Raw genomic sequence first — 15,131 nt, forward strand, 5'->3', positions numbered from 1 at the left:
AGTTCCGCCAACAACAAAAAATTACAAGGGAATGTTATGTCTTATAAAAAGACGGTCTCACTGGCTTTATTTATTGCCCTACTGCTATTTACTATGTCTACCTCGTTGAGTGCAGAGCCTTCGGTTGGTAAGCCTACCTACGAAGCATTTAGCTCGCTGCCAACCTATTGGACTCCGTCATTGTCACCTGATGGAAAGAAAATCGCTTTTGTTCAAAATGTTGAGCAAGAAGAGGCTTTTGCCATGCTTGCCACCTTTGACCTGATAAAGGGAGAGAAGTATTACCTGCTGCGCTCTGACAATGAGCGCGTCAAAATAAATTGGTATCACTGGGTGAATAACGAGCGTTTGGTGGTCAGTGCTCGTTATGAGACTCGGCGAGGCACAACCAAAGTGCACGACACGCGGTTACTAAGCGTTAAGTTTGATGGCGAGGGCGGCGCATTCAACATGGTTGAATGGGAACGCATTAAGCGCCGGGCCGGTAACCCTAACCACATTCCCCAGTTTCAAGATGAGGTTATCGATTGGCTACCTGATGACCCAGATCATGTACTTATAGCAATAGATGCAGAGGTGTTAGGCTTACCCTCAGTATATAAAGTCAATGTAAACACTGGTGGAGTAAGCCGAGTCGTGCGTGGTAAAAAACGCATTAGAGACTGGCTTACGGATCAGCAGAGTAACGTACGTGTAGGTATTTCTCTTAATTATGATACTGGCGAACGAGAAGTTTTCTTAAAAGAAGGTGACGACTGGCGAACCTTGTTTGCCTATAACGCCATGACGGAGAAGGGAGAATACCCTGTCGGCTTTGCAAAGGACCCTAATATTTTATACTTTAAGGGCTACAAAGGCGACTACCGCGCACTTTATACCCTAAACCTTAAAACCAATGAGCGAACTGAAGTGTATGCCGATGATGGGTACGACGTAGACGGCAGCCTGATCTATTCACCAGTTACCCGAGATGCTATTGGAGTGCGTCATGATGGTCGTTTTTATTGGGATGAGCGCTATGTTGCACTTCAAAACGGTATTGATATTGGGCTCCCCGATTACGATAATACGCTAGTCAGTTTCAGTGATGATGAACAAACCTATATCGTTTATTCTGAATCGGACGTTTTGCCCGGTGTTTACTTACTAGGTAACCGTAAGGAAGGCACACTCGATGTATTATTTCAGCAATACAGCCAAATTGACTCTGCACAATTATCAGAACATAAACTCATTGAATATGAAGCCCGAGACGGCATCAAGATCGAAGCATATTTAACCCTTCCCAAAGGTGACGGGCCCTTTCCAACAATTATTCATCCTCATGGCGGTCCGGGTGCACGAGACTTCAGTGGTTTCGACTATTGGACGGCATATTTTACATCGAAAGGCTACGCAGTGTTGAGACCGAATTTTAGAGGCTCAAGAGGCTATGGTTATAGTTTTGCGCAAAGCCAAATGAAAGGCTGGGGATTAGCTATGCAAGACGACATCACTGACGCGGCAGGCTGGATGGTTAAACAAGGTTATGCTGAACAGGATAATATGTGCATTGTTGGCGCAAGCTACGGTGGATATGCAGCTTTAATGGCAACGGTTAAAACCCCTGATTTATTTAAATGCGCGGTGAGTTTTGCCGGCGTAAGTTCACTTAAACACGTCGTCATTCACTCTCGCCGTTTCCTGAACAATGAATTCGTTAAAAATCAGATTGGGGACGACTACGATGATCTAGAAGCGCGTTCACCTTATTACAATGCCGAAAGTATCAAGACACCTATTTTACTTGTACATGGCGAAGAAGACCGTATTGTTCCACCTCTTCACAGTCGTTACATGGCTGACGAATTGGAAGACCTCGATAAAGTCTTTAAGTATGTAGAACTTGAAAGTGGCGATCACCACCTTTCTATTCAGCGTAATCGACATTTGTTTTTTAAAGAAATGGATGCATTTTTGGGCGCGTATTTGAAACCAACCAAAAGCGGCGAGAGGATGGCGGCAGACCTTACAACTGAATAGCTCCCGTTAAACGTGTCAGTATTTACGACAAGCGTGTTTGAATTGACGGCTTTTTAACCATATTTCAGGTATACTATGCAAGGCGCGATTATTTCGCGCCTTTTTAATTTCTCCACTTTATTTCGTTTTCGAGACTTTATGCCCCAGACATCTAATGGCGTATCTGATGATACTGCAGTTGTGCAAAAGCCCGCCCTTGGCCTTGTTGAATTTGTTGCTTTGATGGCGACCATGACATCGCTGGTGGCACTTAGTATAGATGCTATGTTGCCCGCACTTATTCAAATTGGTGAAGCTCTAAATGTAGAGGAGGCCCATCAAACCCATCTGATTGTAACCGTGTTCTTTTTAGGCATGGCATTTGGACAAATGTTTTTTGGCCCGTTTTCAGACAGCCGTGGTCGTCGTTTAACTATTCTTGTGGGACTTTGTATTTTTGCTCTTGGTACCTTTGTATGCATGCTGGCCACTAACCTTGAAACCATGCTGGTTGGGCGGGTTATTCAAGCGTTTGGGGTGTCTGGGCCTCGCATAGCCTCTATGGCAATTATACGTGACCTTTACGTAGGTGATGCCATGGCAAAAGTTATGTCGTTTATCATGATGGTGTTTATCTTAGTGCCCATGTTGGCCCCAATTATTGGGCAAACCGTGATGGAACTGACGTCATGGTTTCATATTTTTACTATGTTCCTCATAGTGGCTACTATGGCTGGAATTTGGTTTTTCTCTCGCCAGGGAGAAACCTTGCCTCGGGCGAAGCGCAGAAAATTCTCGCGAGCGCATTTTTTTAAATCATCAAAGTTTATTCTGACCCACCCCGAAGTGATGGGTTACACTTTTGCAATGGGCTGTATTTTCGGGGCTTTTTTAGCGTATTTAAGCGCGTCACAAACTATATTTACCGTGTTTTACAATGTTGGTGAATGGTTCCCGTATATCTTCGCTACCCTTGCCTTCTCTATCGGGCTTGCTTCTTACTTTAACGGTAAAATGGTGATGCGTTTTGGCATGCGCAAGCTGTGTCGTTTTGCGCTAAAAGGCGTAAATGGGTTTGCGGTGGTGTATCTAGCGCTGCTGTTTGCCTTCGATGGTCTACCGCCGTTAATTCCAACCGTGGCTGTTATGTTCGTCGGCTTTTTCTTCGTAGGCATTCTGTTTGGTAACTTAAACGCTATGGCAATGCAGCCTCTTGGCGATATGGCTGGCTTAGGTGCAGCCATTATTGGCTGCTTTTCAAGCTTATTCTCGGTGCCCGTTGCCCTTATCGTTGATAGTTTTTTGAATGGAAACTTGATGCCTATCGGCTGGGGTTTTCTGATCTTTTTTGCATTAGCTTACGCATCAGTTCGCTTCGCTGAGCGTGTTCGGGAAGGTGTTGCTTCATAACTAGATAAGTATTTATTGCTTCTTATCTATGGGGCGTAAGAGAGCGAGACTTGCTGAGTTATAGAAATAAAAAAGCCCGACCAAAATGGTCGGGCAAGAGGGCTTAGTTAAGCACCTAACGACAGAAACTGTCCTAACCTCTGTTCTTACACAACTATAGCTTTCATATCAGTCATGTAGCCACGCAAGGTTTTACCTACTGATTCCACACCGTGTGAGCGGATGGCTTCGTTAATTTCAACAAGGCGTTTGTTCTCTACTTGATTAGAAGCAGCAGTCAAACCCTTGCCGATAACGCTGGTATCAATGGTAGGCATAAATTTCTCACGCAAAATTGGAATTGCTGCGTTAGCAAACAAATAGTTTCCGTATTCTGCTGTGTCTGAAATAACCACGTTCATTTCATACAAACGCTTACGTGCGATTGTGTTAGAAATTAGCGGTGTTTCATGCAGTGATTCGTAGTACGCAGACTCAGGTAGAATTCCAGCTTCAACCATTACGTCAAACGCAACCTCAACACCACACTTGATCATGGCAACCAGTAAGATGCCGTGGTCAAAGAATTCTTGTTCGCTGATTTCACCCTCGTAAGCTGGTGCGTTTTCAAACGAAGTATCACCGGTCTCTTCACGCCATTTAAGTAGGTTCGCATCGCCATTGGCCCAATCTTCCATCATGGTACGAGAGAATTCACCGCTGATGATGTCGTCTTGGTGCTTTTCAAATAGCGGACGAAGTAAATCAGTTAACTGCTCAGAAAGCTCAAACGCTTTCACTTTTGCAGGGTTTGATAGACGATCCATCATGTTAGTTACACCGCCAATCTTAAGTGCTTCAGTAATGGCTTCTAGGCCGTACTGAATAAGCGCACCTGCATAACCTGGGTCAATACCGTCATCAACCATTTTCTCGAAAGCAAGTACTGCTGCAACTTGTTGCATACCACATAAAATGGTTTGCTCGCCCATAAGGTCAGATTTAACTTCAGCCACAAATGATGACTCAAGTACCCCTGCGCGGTCGCCGCCAGTTGCACTTGCTAGTGCTTTGGCTTGGTCCCAACCTTTACCTTCAGGGTCATTTTCTGGGTGTACAGCTATTAGTGTTGGTACACCAAAGCCACGCTTGTATTCTTCGCGTACTTCAGAGCCAGGGCTTTTCGGCGCACACATAATTACTGTGATATCGCTACGAATTTGCTGGCCTTCTTCAACAATGTTGAAGCCGTGTGAGTAACCTAGCGTTGCACCTTTCTTCATAAGAGGCATTACTGCTTCTACTACACTCGCGTGCTGCTTATCAGGCGTTAAGTTGTAAACCACATCCGCTTCTGGAATCAGCTGCTGATATGTACCAACAGTAAACCCATTGCTTGAAGCGCGTTTGTAAGAGTCGCGTTGCTCATCAATGGCTGCTTGACGCAGCGCATAAGAAACATCTAACCCTGAGTCACGCATATTCAAGCCTTGGTTAAGGCCCTGCGCGCCGCAGCCTACAATGACAATTTTCTTGCCTTTTAAGAACTGACAACCGTCAGCGAATTCATCGCGTGCCATAAAACGGCAGCGGCCAAGCTGATCTAACTGCTGGCGAAGTGACAGGGTGTTGAAATAATTAGCCATAAAAATTTCCGAACAACATTCATTTTTGTCAATATCAAACACCAACCTTGGCGTTGACAGACCTCGTCTATGACGACTTGGTATTGAGACTAAAATATTTCTTTTGTTTTGGAAAATGATATATTTGCAAGATAATATTGCAAAAAGTGAAATGTATATGGATTTTCGCAGTCTACAGCTCTTTAATCACCTGGCTACCAGTCTACACTTCGGCATTACCGCCGAGGCCATGTATGTATCGCCATCTACGTTAAGCCGCGTAATTCAGCGTCTTGAAGACGAGTTAGGCTGCACCTTGTTCAAACGGGATAACCGTAAAGTGGCGCTCACCCATAGTGGGCACAAGCTACTTTCATTCTCTAAACAAGCGCTAGCAGATTGGCAGCAATTAAAAATAGATTTAAAAGAAGATAACGACGCTCTACAGGGGGAGCTCAGCGTATTTTGCTCGGTTACTGCCAGTCAAAGTCATTTGCCTGCAATGTTAAGACAATTTAGACAACAGCACCCCGGCGTTGATATACGACTTATAACCGGTGACCCTGCCCTTGCTATAGAAAAAGTTAAGAGCAAGCAGTGTGATTTATCTATTGCTATCTATACACCTGACCTGCCAACCGACTTACATTTCACGGCTCTTGATAACGTCCCCTTAGTGCTTATTGCACCAAAGGAATGGCGGCTCACTCAACTGAGTCAGTTAGACTGGACCAAACACCAAGTGATCATGCCTGAAACCGGCCCAACCCGTCGTACCGCCTATCACTGGTTTGCGGAGCACGGTATTCGCCCTAACGTATATGCCTATGTTGGGGGAAATGAAGCAATTGTAAGTATGGTGGCACTTGAGTGTGGGGTGGGCTTTGTACCTAAAGTGGTGCTTGATCATTCCAGTATGGCCAATGCAGTAACTCAAATACCTGTTGAAGATATCGAGCCTTACGCACTTGGTTTATGCTGTCTCCAAGACAAGCAAAACGAACCGCTTGTTAACGCATTTATGCAGCTCAACATACAAGCGCGTGTCTAAGTTCGAGTTTTTAACTCCCTTAGCTGGCACTAAGCTGTTTTATAAGATTATCCAGAGCACGATAGCCCAGCGCTTCGGCAATGTGCGCCCGCGATACGGCGTCTTCTTCTTCAAGATCGGCAATGGTTCTAGCCACTTTTAGCGTACGGTGAAATACACGCATAGATAAATTAAGCTGTTTGGCAGCGGCCTGTAGAAACTGTAAATCCGCGTCATCAAGTAAGCATATATCGGCTAATTCACCTGCGTGTAGTGCACCATTGGGTTTACCTTGTCGTAGCCCTTGTTTGTGGCGTGCGGCAATAACTCTGTCTCGCGTTGCGTGTAATGAGTCGTCAGGCTGATTGGCAGGTTCTGGCAGATCGTAGTCTGGCAGTCGAGGTACCTCGACTTGTATATCTATTCTATCAAGGAGCGGGCCAGACAAGCGGTTTAAGTAGTTGAGCTGCTGCTGTGGCGTTAACCGGTTATCGTCAATATCTCCTGTCGGGCTTGGGTTCATCGCCGCGACTAACTGAAAGTTAGCAGGGTATGTCGCACTTCCTGACGCGCGAGACAAATGCACGTCGCCGGTTTCAAGTGGTTCGCGCAATACATCCAGTGCTTTTCGCCCAAACTCAGGCAGTTCGTCTAAAAACAAAATACCATTGTGGGCCAGTGATATTTCACCTGGCACAGGGTTGGAGCCACCGCCAGTTAGCGCTACAGCAGAGCTGGTATGGTGGGGCGAGCGTAAGTGGCGTGTTAGAAATCGTTCTGCATGTAGCTTTTCGCCTTTTACTGAGTGAATGGCAGCGACTTCCAAGGCCTCTTCTTCGCTCATATCGGGTAATAGCGATAACATACGACTAGCGAGCAAGCTTTTACCTGTGCCTGGAGGCCCTACCATAAGTAAATTATGCGAACCACTTGCCGCAATAATCAGGGCTCGTTTGGCTTGCTCTTGACCGATAATGTCATCCCACCCTGAAGGAGTTTTATTAGTTACTCGCGAAGAAAAGGGCTGGCCTTTGGCGAGTTTTTTGTTGCCGGTAAGATGTTCATAAACAGATAGAAGGTCAAAGGCGGGAAAGCGTGTAGCGTGGGTAACCAATGCGGCCTCAACGTCGTTATCTCCGGGATAAACTAGGGCAATGTCTTCATTCGCGGCTGCCATGACTACAGGTATTAGCCCGTTAACCGGTTTTATTTCACCGTTTAATGCGAGCTCGCCCACAAAGGCAATATTAAGTAGGCTAATGTCTGATATGTAGCCCGACGCGGCTAAAATACCTACGGCAATGGGAAGGTCGAACCGCCCGCCAAACTTGGGAATATCTGCCGGCGCTAAATTAACGGTTATTCGTTTTGCGGGAAACTCAAAACCACTGTTAATGAGGGCGCTGCGTACCCGCTCTCGCGCTTCTTTAACGCTGGTTTCTGCCATGCCGACCAGTTGAAACGCAGGTAGGCCATTAGCCAAGTGAATTTCCACACTTACCTCTGGTGCCGACACGCCCTGACCTGCAAAGGTTTTAACAACAGCCATTCCCATATTGTGAACACTCTCTCTTCTACACGCTTATTGTTCGCTTAATTGAAACCTGAAAGCATTGGCGCGGCCAAATAGCCAACGCACTAGACTTAAACTCTAGTGAGAGTGAAGTTAAGATGTAACTGTACTAACGATGGGAATTACGAATAGCGCACGAAAAGCTTGGCATGTAACAGCCCTGCCCATATAACATGTGATTGGCGTTAGTGATGGTCGTTATAGAATACAGGTAGTTGCCAATGCCAGCGCATGGCGCCAAGTCTAAACAGTACGGTGGTTGCAAGGGCTGCAATACCGCACCACTGTGTAGCGAGTTCCAATTGCATGCCTATTCCATAAACCAGGCCACCAGCAATACAAGTCATTGCGTAAAGCTCGCCGTTTAGTACCAGAGGTACTTCTCGACAAATAACGTCTCGTAGCAAGCCGCCAAATACGCCAGTAATGGTGCCCATAGCAACTGCCACTGCCATGCCAGTGTCGTTGGCTAGGGCTTTCTCTATGCCAACCACGTTAAATAGCGCCAGCCCAAAAGCATCGGCAATTAATAAATAGTGAAACGGGAAGCGTGGGCTTACTCGTAGCCAGATAATGGGAATAAAAGCGGCAATAAGCGTGGTATATAAGTAATCGGTATCGGCAATCCAAAACACGGGCACATCTAGCATCACATCACGAAGTGTTCCGCCGCCAATGGCGGTAGCACTGGCGAGGACCACCACGCCAAATCCATCCATGCGTTTTTGATAAGCCATAAGGGTGCCTGAAATTGCACATACGGCAACGCCTGCCAGGTTTAACCAGTGAAACCAATCGAACATGCTTATTACCCTTCTACTACTCTTAAAAACTCGCTATTTCTACCGCAAAAACTTGATCAAACTGTGTGTTTCATGCTATTTCTTTGCCCACTACCAATTCGCGGCTTAGCGCGCATTGCGTTTAGGGGTAAAGCCATAGCCCCTAACGAACAACATTTCATTTATATAATGCCAAAGGAATACGGCATTGTAAGTCAAAGATATCATATAAAACAAAGCGCTACTGATCTGTAAGCAGTAAGGCTTTGTCGCCCTTCGCTTGAACGACCTAAGATGATTTAATACATCATCAGTATGACATGCAATTTTGAGTAAAACAGTGTGTATTGGAAAACAAGCCAAAGCATCACTGGTTTACCACTGTTTTTAAGTTTCACATATAAGGTCTAGCATTAAACCCTAGCACCTAAAATTAACGGGAAGGATTTATGCCCAAGTTACGTTCTGCAACTACCACACAAGGTAGAAATATGGCCGGCGCTCGTGCGCTATGGCGTGCAACCGGAATGAAAGATTCTGATTTCGGCAAGCCTATTATTGCTATTGCTAACTCATTTACGCAGTTTGTACCTGGGCATGTTCACCTCAAAGACCTTGGTCAGCTAGTAGCGCGCAGCGTGGAAGAAGCGGGTGGTGTCGCCAAAGAATTCAATACCATAGCGGTAGATGACGGTATAGCAATGGGCCACAGCGGCATGCTGTATAGCTTGCCATCTCGAGAAATCATTGCTGATGCAGTGGAATACATGGTGAACGCACATTGCGCCGATGCCATCGTATGTATTTCTAACTGCGACAAGATCACCCCGGGAATGCTAATGGCGTCTATGCGCTTGAACGTACCGGTAATTTTTGTGTCTGGCGGCCCAATGGAAGCGGGTAAAACCAAGCTTTCAGACCAGCTTATTAAACTAGACTTGGTTGATGCCATGGTCGCGGCGGCTGACGACAAAGTTAGCGATGCTGATACCGATGAAATTGAGCGCTCTGCCTGCCCTACTTGTGGTTCGTGTTCGGGGATGTTCACTGCAAACTCCATGAACTGTCTAACCGAAGCGTTAGGTCTATCACTGCCGGGCAATGGCTCTATGCTAGCCACGCACGCCGACCGTGAAGGCTTGTTTAAGCAAGCAGGCAAGCAAATTGTTGAGCTTTGTAAACGTTATTATGGCGATGATGATGAAAGCGTATTGCCACGTAACATTGCCAACTTTAAAGCGTTTGAAAATGCCATGAGCTTAGACATTGCGATGGGAGGCTCGACTAATACCATTTTGCATCTGCTAGCAGCAGCAATGGAAGGTGAAGTGCCTTTCACTATGGATGATATTGACCGCCTGTCTCGCAAAGTGCCTCACTTATGCAAAGTGGCACCTTCTACACCTAAATACCACATGGAAGACGTACACCGAGCCGGTGGCGTTCTAGGTATCTTAAACGAACTTAATAAAGCGGGCTTGCTTAACACCGATGTTGACCATGTTTTAGGTAAACCGCTTACCGACGTAATCAGCGAGTGGGATATCACTAACCCAGAGAATAAAGACGCAATTACTTTCTATCGTGCGGGCCCTGCGGGTATTCGTACTACTAAAGCCTTTAGCCAAGATTGTCGCTGGGACGAGGCCGATGATGACCGCGAAAACGGCTGCATCCGCTCCATCGAGAATGCGTTTAGCCAAGAAGGCGGCCTAGCGGTGCTTTATGGCAACTTAGCAGAAGATGGCTGCATTGTTAAAACCGCTGGTGTGGATGAGTCTATTCTTAAATTCAATGGCACTGCCCGTATTTACGAAAGCCAAGACGACGCGGTGGCAGGTATCTTGGGCGATGAAGTAAAAGCCGGTGATGTGGTCTTTATTCGCTATGAAGGCCCTCGCGGTGGGCCAGGTATGCAGGAAATGCTGTATCCAACGTCGTATTTGAAATCGAAAGGCCTAGGCAAACACTGCGCCTTGGTAACAGACGGGCGTTTTAGTGGCGGTACAAGTGGCTTGTCTATCGGACACTGTTCACCAGAGGCCGCCAGCGGTGGCGGTATTGGACTAGTAGAAGATGGGGATAAAATTGAAATAGATATCCCTAATAGAAGCATCAACATTGTTATTTCTGATGAAGCACTTGCCGAGCGCCGTGCAAAAATGGAAGCAAGCGATAAGCCTTGGAAACCGAAAGATCGTGTACGCGAAGTTTCTACGTCACTTAAAACCTTTGCGGCGTTAGCAACCAGTGCCGATAAGGGTGCAGTACGCGATGTCAGTAAGCTGGAAAATTTGTAATGACATCAACACACGTTAGCGATCACGAGTACTTAAAGAAGATTTTGCTTGCCCCGGTTTACGATGTGGCGGTGGCGAGTGAGTTGTCTTATATGTCGTTGCTTTCGGCTGAGCTTGGCAATGAAATTTTTCTAAAACGAGAAGATCAGCAGCCGGTTAAAAGCTTTAAACTGCGCGGTGCCTACAATCGCATTTGCTCGCTAAGCGATGAACAGCTACGAGCCGGTGTAATTGGTGCATCGGCAGGTAATCATGCGCAAGGCTTAGCATACAGCGCAAAGATGAAAGGCATTCAAGCGACTATTGTAATGCCTGAGACCACGCCTGATATCAAGGTAGATGCAGTACGTCGCTTCGGTGGTGATAACGTAAATGTAGTATTGCATGGCACCAGCTTTGACCAAGCCAGTAACCACGCCAAAGCTTTGTGCGAAACCCATGGCTATACTTTTGTACCGCCTTTTGACGACCCTGATGTTATTGCAGGACAAGGTACAGTTGCGCGAGAGCTGCTAGAGCAAAACCCCAACCTTGATATTTTGTTTATAGCTGTTGGCGGCGGTGGCTTAGCCGCGGGTATTGCGGTTTACCTAAAGCAATTAAAGCCAAGTATAAAAATTATTGCAGTAGAGTCAGAAGAGTCGGCCTGTTTTATTAAAGCAAAAGCGCAAGGCGCGCCAACAGAGCTTGAAAGCGTCGGCATTTTTGCCGATGGTGTGGCTGTTAAAGTAATGGGGCAAGAGACCTTCCGCCTGTGTAATCGTTTAGTCGACGAAACCATTACGGTTAGCAATGATGAAATCTGCGGGGCTATAAAAGATATCTTCGATGACACCCGTGTTATTGCTGAGCCTGCGGGCGCATTGTCGGTGGCGGCAATTCGTAAATACGCAAAGCAGCACGACCTTAAAGGTAAAAAACTGGGCGGTATTTTATGTGGTGCAAACATTAACTTTCATACCTTGCGCTACGTGTCTGAACGCTGTGAGTTAGGCGAGCAGAAAGAAGCCGTCTTTGCGGTTAAAATTCCCGAAACCAAAGGTGCGTTTAAACAGTTTTGCGAGTGCGTTGGGGCAAAAGCGATCACCGAATTTAACTATCGCTATGCCAGTGAGAGCGAAGCACATATTTTTGTTGGGGTTAAGCTTAAAGGCGGGCAGCAAGAATTCGCTGCACTGCAAAGCGACCTTGAAAGCAAGGGGTATGACTGCGTTAACTTAACGGATAACGAGTTAGCGAAGCTCCATGTTCGTCACATGGTTGGTGGTCGGCCGCCAACTATACTCAACGAGCAAGTATTTAGCTTTGAGTTTCCGGAGCGCCCGGGTGCACTGCTGAACTTCTTAAACACATTGGGCGAGCAGTGGAATATTACTTTATTCCACTATCGTAACCACGGTGCTGCGGAAGGCTTGGTATTGGCTGGTTTTGACATTGCGCCAGAAAGCCGGGATGACTTTAATCAGCATGTAGCTGAATTAGGCTATAAGGTCGAAGAGGTAACAGATAACCCTGCGTATCGCTTTTTTCTGTCGCAACCAGCGTAACGTTTTGTCGGCTATGCAATCAAAAGCGCAACTTAACTCGTTTTAAACCTTTTTTCGCTTTGTATTGCTTCACGTTAAGCGCAGGTTTACCGAGGAGCGATACAAAGCGGCACTATTACAGCCTCGCTAATTTAACCTCAATTTAAGAGGTACTGTCTCGGCGCCTATCGCGCTATAGACAGCGAGAGACACTATTTAGTTAGATAGATGGCTAATAAAAAACCCATGCGAATGCATGGGTTTTTTTACGCTTTTAACAAAGCGATAGTCCTTGTCGCTTACAAAGTTAATTTGCCGTGTTAAGTGCAACATTTTCCAAATGCTGAATCATCTCAGGCCATATTAAGTCCATAACATCAGCGCGCAACGCTTCACACTCTTCCGAGTATTTTAAGCTGCCGTCTTTTTCTGAATCTAACCAATGGTTATCTTTTAGTGCGCCGATAAAGCTAGACAGTACGTTCTTATCGTAAAATTCAGGAGAGCTAAGGCCGTAAAGCGCTGATAAACGCTCGGCGACTTGTTTGCTTTCTCGTTCTAATGCACTGCGGCTAATTATTTTTTCTTTATCTAAAATAGTTAATACCACGGCATAACGCTGTAATGTTTCCTGCATACAACGGCTTAATAGCCATGATGAATGGAACTCTTTGCAGTGCGCGTCTGGCGGTAAAAGCTCGCCATCTTTTTGGCGTAATAGCCCGTTGTCGAGCATCGCTGTGATCAGTGCGTCAGTGTGCGCAAGCGCTTCATCTTGGGTAAGGTGCAAGAACAGCTCTTTTTGCAGCAATGGATAAAGTGCAGCAATAAGCTGAAAAATACTGTTCTTCGTGGTGCCTTTCTTCGCGAAGATAGAGGCCATGATAAGACCTGGGATTGCGAATAAGTGCAAAATGTTGTTGCGGTAATAGGTCAAGTACACCGCAGATTTTGGCTGTGGACTGATCAAGCGCCCGTAATCATCTTCGTTGATATCGAAGCGACCTAACTTGAGCGTATCGCGTAGTAGTTCTTCCGCCGACGAATCTGGAATGGTGGCATCATCACTGAACGGCACGGCTTTAAACAAGTCCATGAAATCGCCCATGGCTTGTTTTAGTTCGGCTTCGCTCATGGTTTGTCTTTTAGAAGATAATAGACATAACGAGGCTAGCGCCATACCGTTTAATGCTGCTGCACGGTTGATGCGGGTCATGACGTTGTTAGCCAACTCATTAACGGCAGGCGTTAACCAAGCTGGCTTTTTCTCAGGTTCGGCGTCGCGGCAATCTCGCCAATTCGGCACATGACTCTCAAGAAACTGATTAAGCGCAATAGGCTCACCAAAGTTTACATAACCGTGTCCGTAATTTTTAAGTTTACGAATGGCAGAGAACACCTGAAGGTTAGATTCTTTTTTCTTCTTAGAGCCTTTAAGTTCGTTCAAATAGCTCTTCACTTCCATTACGTTTTCATAGCCAATGTAGACAGGAACAATGCTTACAGGGCGGTTAACGCCTTTAAGCATGGCTTGAATAGTCATGGCTAACATACCAGTTTTCGGTGGGATCAAGCGACCGGTGCGGCTGCGTCCACCCTCAGGGTAGTATTTAACAGAGTAACCTTTGTTAAACAGCAGCTCTAAATATTCTCTGAACACAGCCGTGTAAAGCTTGTTGCCAGCAAAACTCCGGCGAAGGAAGAAAGCGCCTCCTCGGCGAAACATTTTGCCAACAGGCCAAAAGTTAAGGTTGATACCCGCTGCAATGTGAGGCGTTACCATACCCTCGTGATAAATCACGTAAGTTAATAACAGATAATCCATGTGGCTGCGGTGGCAAGGAACATAAATAATTTCGTGGCCGTTAGCGGCCAGCTCACGTATGCGCTCTGCATGGCCTACGCTAATACCGTTGTAAATCTTGTTCCAAATGCGTGTGAGCAGTCTGTCACCAAACCGGATAAGTCCTTCACGGTAATCTGCAGCAATCTCGGTAATATAGCTCTGTGCAGTTTCCTTTGCTTTTTCATGAGTCACTTTTTTGCTTCGCGACTCTTCAGCAATGGCACGACGCACTGCATCTGAACCTAACACACTGTTATTCAGTTCTTGGCGCTCTAGCAGCGTTGGGCCAGTCATGCTTTGACGCTTTCGCTGAAAGTGAGTACTTGCTACTCGCACGAGTTTGTGAGCAATACTTTGATCGCTGCCGTGTTGGTTAGACATTGCACGTGCTGATACTGCTTTAGAATAGTTAATGAAGTTATCACGGCCTAAAAATAGCACGATGAACAATTTGCGAAGCCAACTTGGTGCTGCTGCCTCCGTAATCAAATCGCTTAAGCCTGGGTTCCCGCGCCCAGGGGCTCGACCCCACGTGACATATACAGGAACAACCTGTAAATCTAAATTTTCATGATCTCTATGCAAATGAAAAAGGTCAGTGAAAACCTCTTCAATCCCGGTATCTTTGGCTGATGAGCGAAAAATAGGCTGGGTTTTACGTAAGAACAACGTCGACGAATATTCTCGCCCTGCCAATGTGAGCGTATCTGTAGGACTAGGTAAACCTAGCGCTTTTGTCGACATTCTCAGTGCAAGCTGATCTGTCACTGAGTTGTTGGGAAGTAGATAAACGATAGGTTTGCTTTTATCTATTCCTAATTCGGTTTCAACGTTAACTGGAATACTGTGAGCTTTGACCAGTAACTTAACAGGATAATGAAACACCGACAGAAGGGCTTTTCGCATCCACGACATGAATTATGTAATCCTATGAAATAAAAACGAGTGAAGTGTAACACAATCGCATCGCAATCTCGCGATGAGCCAATGTTATTGATTTGCTTGTTTTACAGACTCCGTACCTAGCTGTAAGTTCAAGAAGTTCAAAAGCGTCTGTGT

General features: G+C 46.0%; 9 protein-coding genes. 5 read left to right on the forward strand and 4 right to left on the reverse strand.

What is annotated here, in order from left to right; translation table 11 throughout:
* Positions 1–36: 36 nt before the first annotated feature.
* A complete protein-coding gene (locus ACXAGV_RS03875; RefSeq protein WP_474872059.1) occupies positions 37–2,022 on the forward strand; it encodes an alpha/beta hydrolase family protein in 1,986 nt (661 codons plus the stop codon).
* A 138-nt stretch (positions 2,023–2,160) separates the two neighbouring features.
* A complete protein-coding gene (locus ACXAGV_RS03880) occupies positions 2,161–3,411 on the forward strand; it encodes a multidrug effflux MFS transporter (protein WP_474872061.1) in 1,251 nt (416 codons plus the stop codon).
* Between the two features lie 146 nt (positions 3,412–3,557).
* Here the strand turns inward: ACXAGV_RS03880 and ilvC are convergent, their stop codons facing one another.
* Positions 3,558–5,036: a ketol-acid reductoisomerase gene (gene ilvC, locus ACXAGV_RS03885; RefSeq protein WP_474872063.1), complete on the reverse strand. Its 1,479-nt coding sequence runs from the start codon at positions 5,034–5,036 to the stop codon at positions 3,558–3,560.
* Positions 5,037–5,193: 157 nt separating this feature from the next.
* Between ilvC and ilvY the strand changes: the two genes are divergently transcribed.
* The gene (gene ilvY / locus ACXAGV_RS03890; RefSeq protein WP_474872065.1) at positions 5,194–6,066 is read left to right on the forward strand and encodes an HTH-type transcriptional activator IlvY; all 873 of its coding nucleotides are present in this window, start codon (positions 5,194–5,196) and stop codon (positions 6,064–6,066) included.
* 19 nt (positions 6,067–6,085) lie between these two features.
* Here the strand turns inward: ilvY and ACXAGV_RS03895 are convergent, their stop codons facing one another.
* Together ACXAGV_RS03895 and ACXAGV_RS03900 are read right to left on the reverse strand one after the other, a co-directional pair.
* Positions 6,086–7,600 (reverse strand): YifB family Mg chelatase-like AAA ATPase, encoded by a 1,515-nt coding sequence (locus tag ACXAGV_RS03895; protein WP_474872067.1) that lies wholly within the window; start codon positions 7,598–7,600, stop codon positions 6,086–6,088.
* A gap of 203 nt (positions 7,601–7,803) precedes the next feature.
* On the reverse strand, positions 7,804–8,421 hold the full coding sequence (locus tag ACXAGV_RS03900) for a trimeric intracellular cation channel family protein (protein WP_474872069.1): 618 nt from the start codon (positions 8,419–8,421) through the stop codon (positions 7,804–7,806).
* A 428-nt stretch (positions 8,422–8,849) separates the two neighbouring features.
* Between ACXAGV_RS03900 and ilvD the strand changes: the two genes are divergently transcribed.
* The gene (ilvD, locus tag ACXAGV_RS03905) at positions 8,850–10,700 is read left to right on the forward strand and encodes a dihydroxy-acid dehydratase (RefSeq protein ID WP_474828992.1); all 1,851 of its coding nucleotides are present in this window, start codon (positions 8,850–8,852) and stop codon (positions 10,698–10,700) included.
* Positions 10,700–12,247 (forward strand): threonine ammonia-lyase, biosynthetic, encoded by a 1,548-nt coding sequence (ilvA, locus tag ACXAGV_RS03910; protein WP_474872071.1) that lies wholly within the window; start codon positions 10,700–10,702, stop codon positions 12,245–12,247. Before ilvD ends, ilvA begins: the two co-directional genes overlap by 1 nt.
* A 286-nt stretch (positions 12,248–12,533) precedes the next feature.
* On the opposite strand, the gene plsB is transcribed toward ilvA, so the two are convergent.
* Positions 12,534–14,987, reverse strand: coding sequence for a glycerol-3-phosphate 1-O-acyltransferase PlsB (plsB, locus tag ACXAGV_RS03915; protein ID WP_474872073.1), 2,454 nt, complete (start codon positions 14,985–14,987; stop codon positions 12,534–12,536).
* Positions 14,988–15,131: the final 144 nt, after the last annotated feature.

This window comes from Alteromonas sp. ABH4_453 (assembly GCF_056160665.1).

Excerpts from the sequence above, each read along its gene's own strand:
- ilvC (WP_474872063.1), bottom strand. The coding sequence starts at position 5,036 with ATGGCTAATTATTTCAACACCCTGTCACTTCGCCAGCAGTTAGATCAG.
- ACXAGV_RS03895 (WP_474872067.1), bottom strand. The coding sequence starts at position 7,600 with ATGGGAATGGCTGTTGTTAAAACCTTTGCAGGTCAGGGCGTGTCGGCA.
- ACXAGV_RS03880 (WP_474872061.1), top strand. The coding sequence starts at position 2,161 with ATGCCCCAGACATCTAATGGCGTATCTGATGATACTGCAGTTGTGCAA.
- ACXAGV_RS03875 (WP_474872059.1), top strand. The coding sequence starts at position 37 with ATGTCTTATAAAAAGACGGTCTCACTGGCTTTATTTATTGCCCTACTG.
- ilvY (WP_474872065.1), top strand. The coding sequence starts at position 5,194 with ATGGATTTTCGCAGTCTACAGCTCTTTAATCACCTGGCTACCAGTCTA.
- ilvD (WP_474828992.1), top strand. The coding sequence starts at position 8,850 with ATGCCCAAGTTACGTTCTGCAACTACCACACAAGGTAGAAATATGGCC.
- ilvA (WP_474872071.1), top strand. The coding sequence starts at position 10,700 with ATGACATCAACACACGTTAGCGATCACGAGTACTTAAAGAAGATTTTG.
- ACXAGV_RS03900 (WP_474872069.1), bottom strand. The coding sequence starts at position 8,421 with ATGTTCGATTGGTTTCACTGGTTAAACCTGGCAGGCGTTGCCGTATGT.
- plsB (WP_474872073.1), bottom strand. The coding sequence starts at position 14,987 with ATGTCGTGGATGCGAAAAGCCCTTCTGTCGGTGTTTCATTATCCTGTT.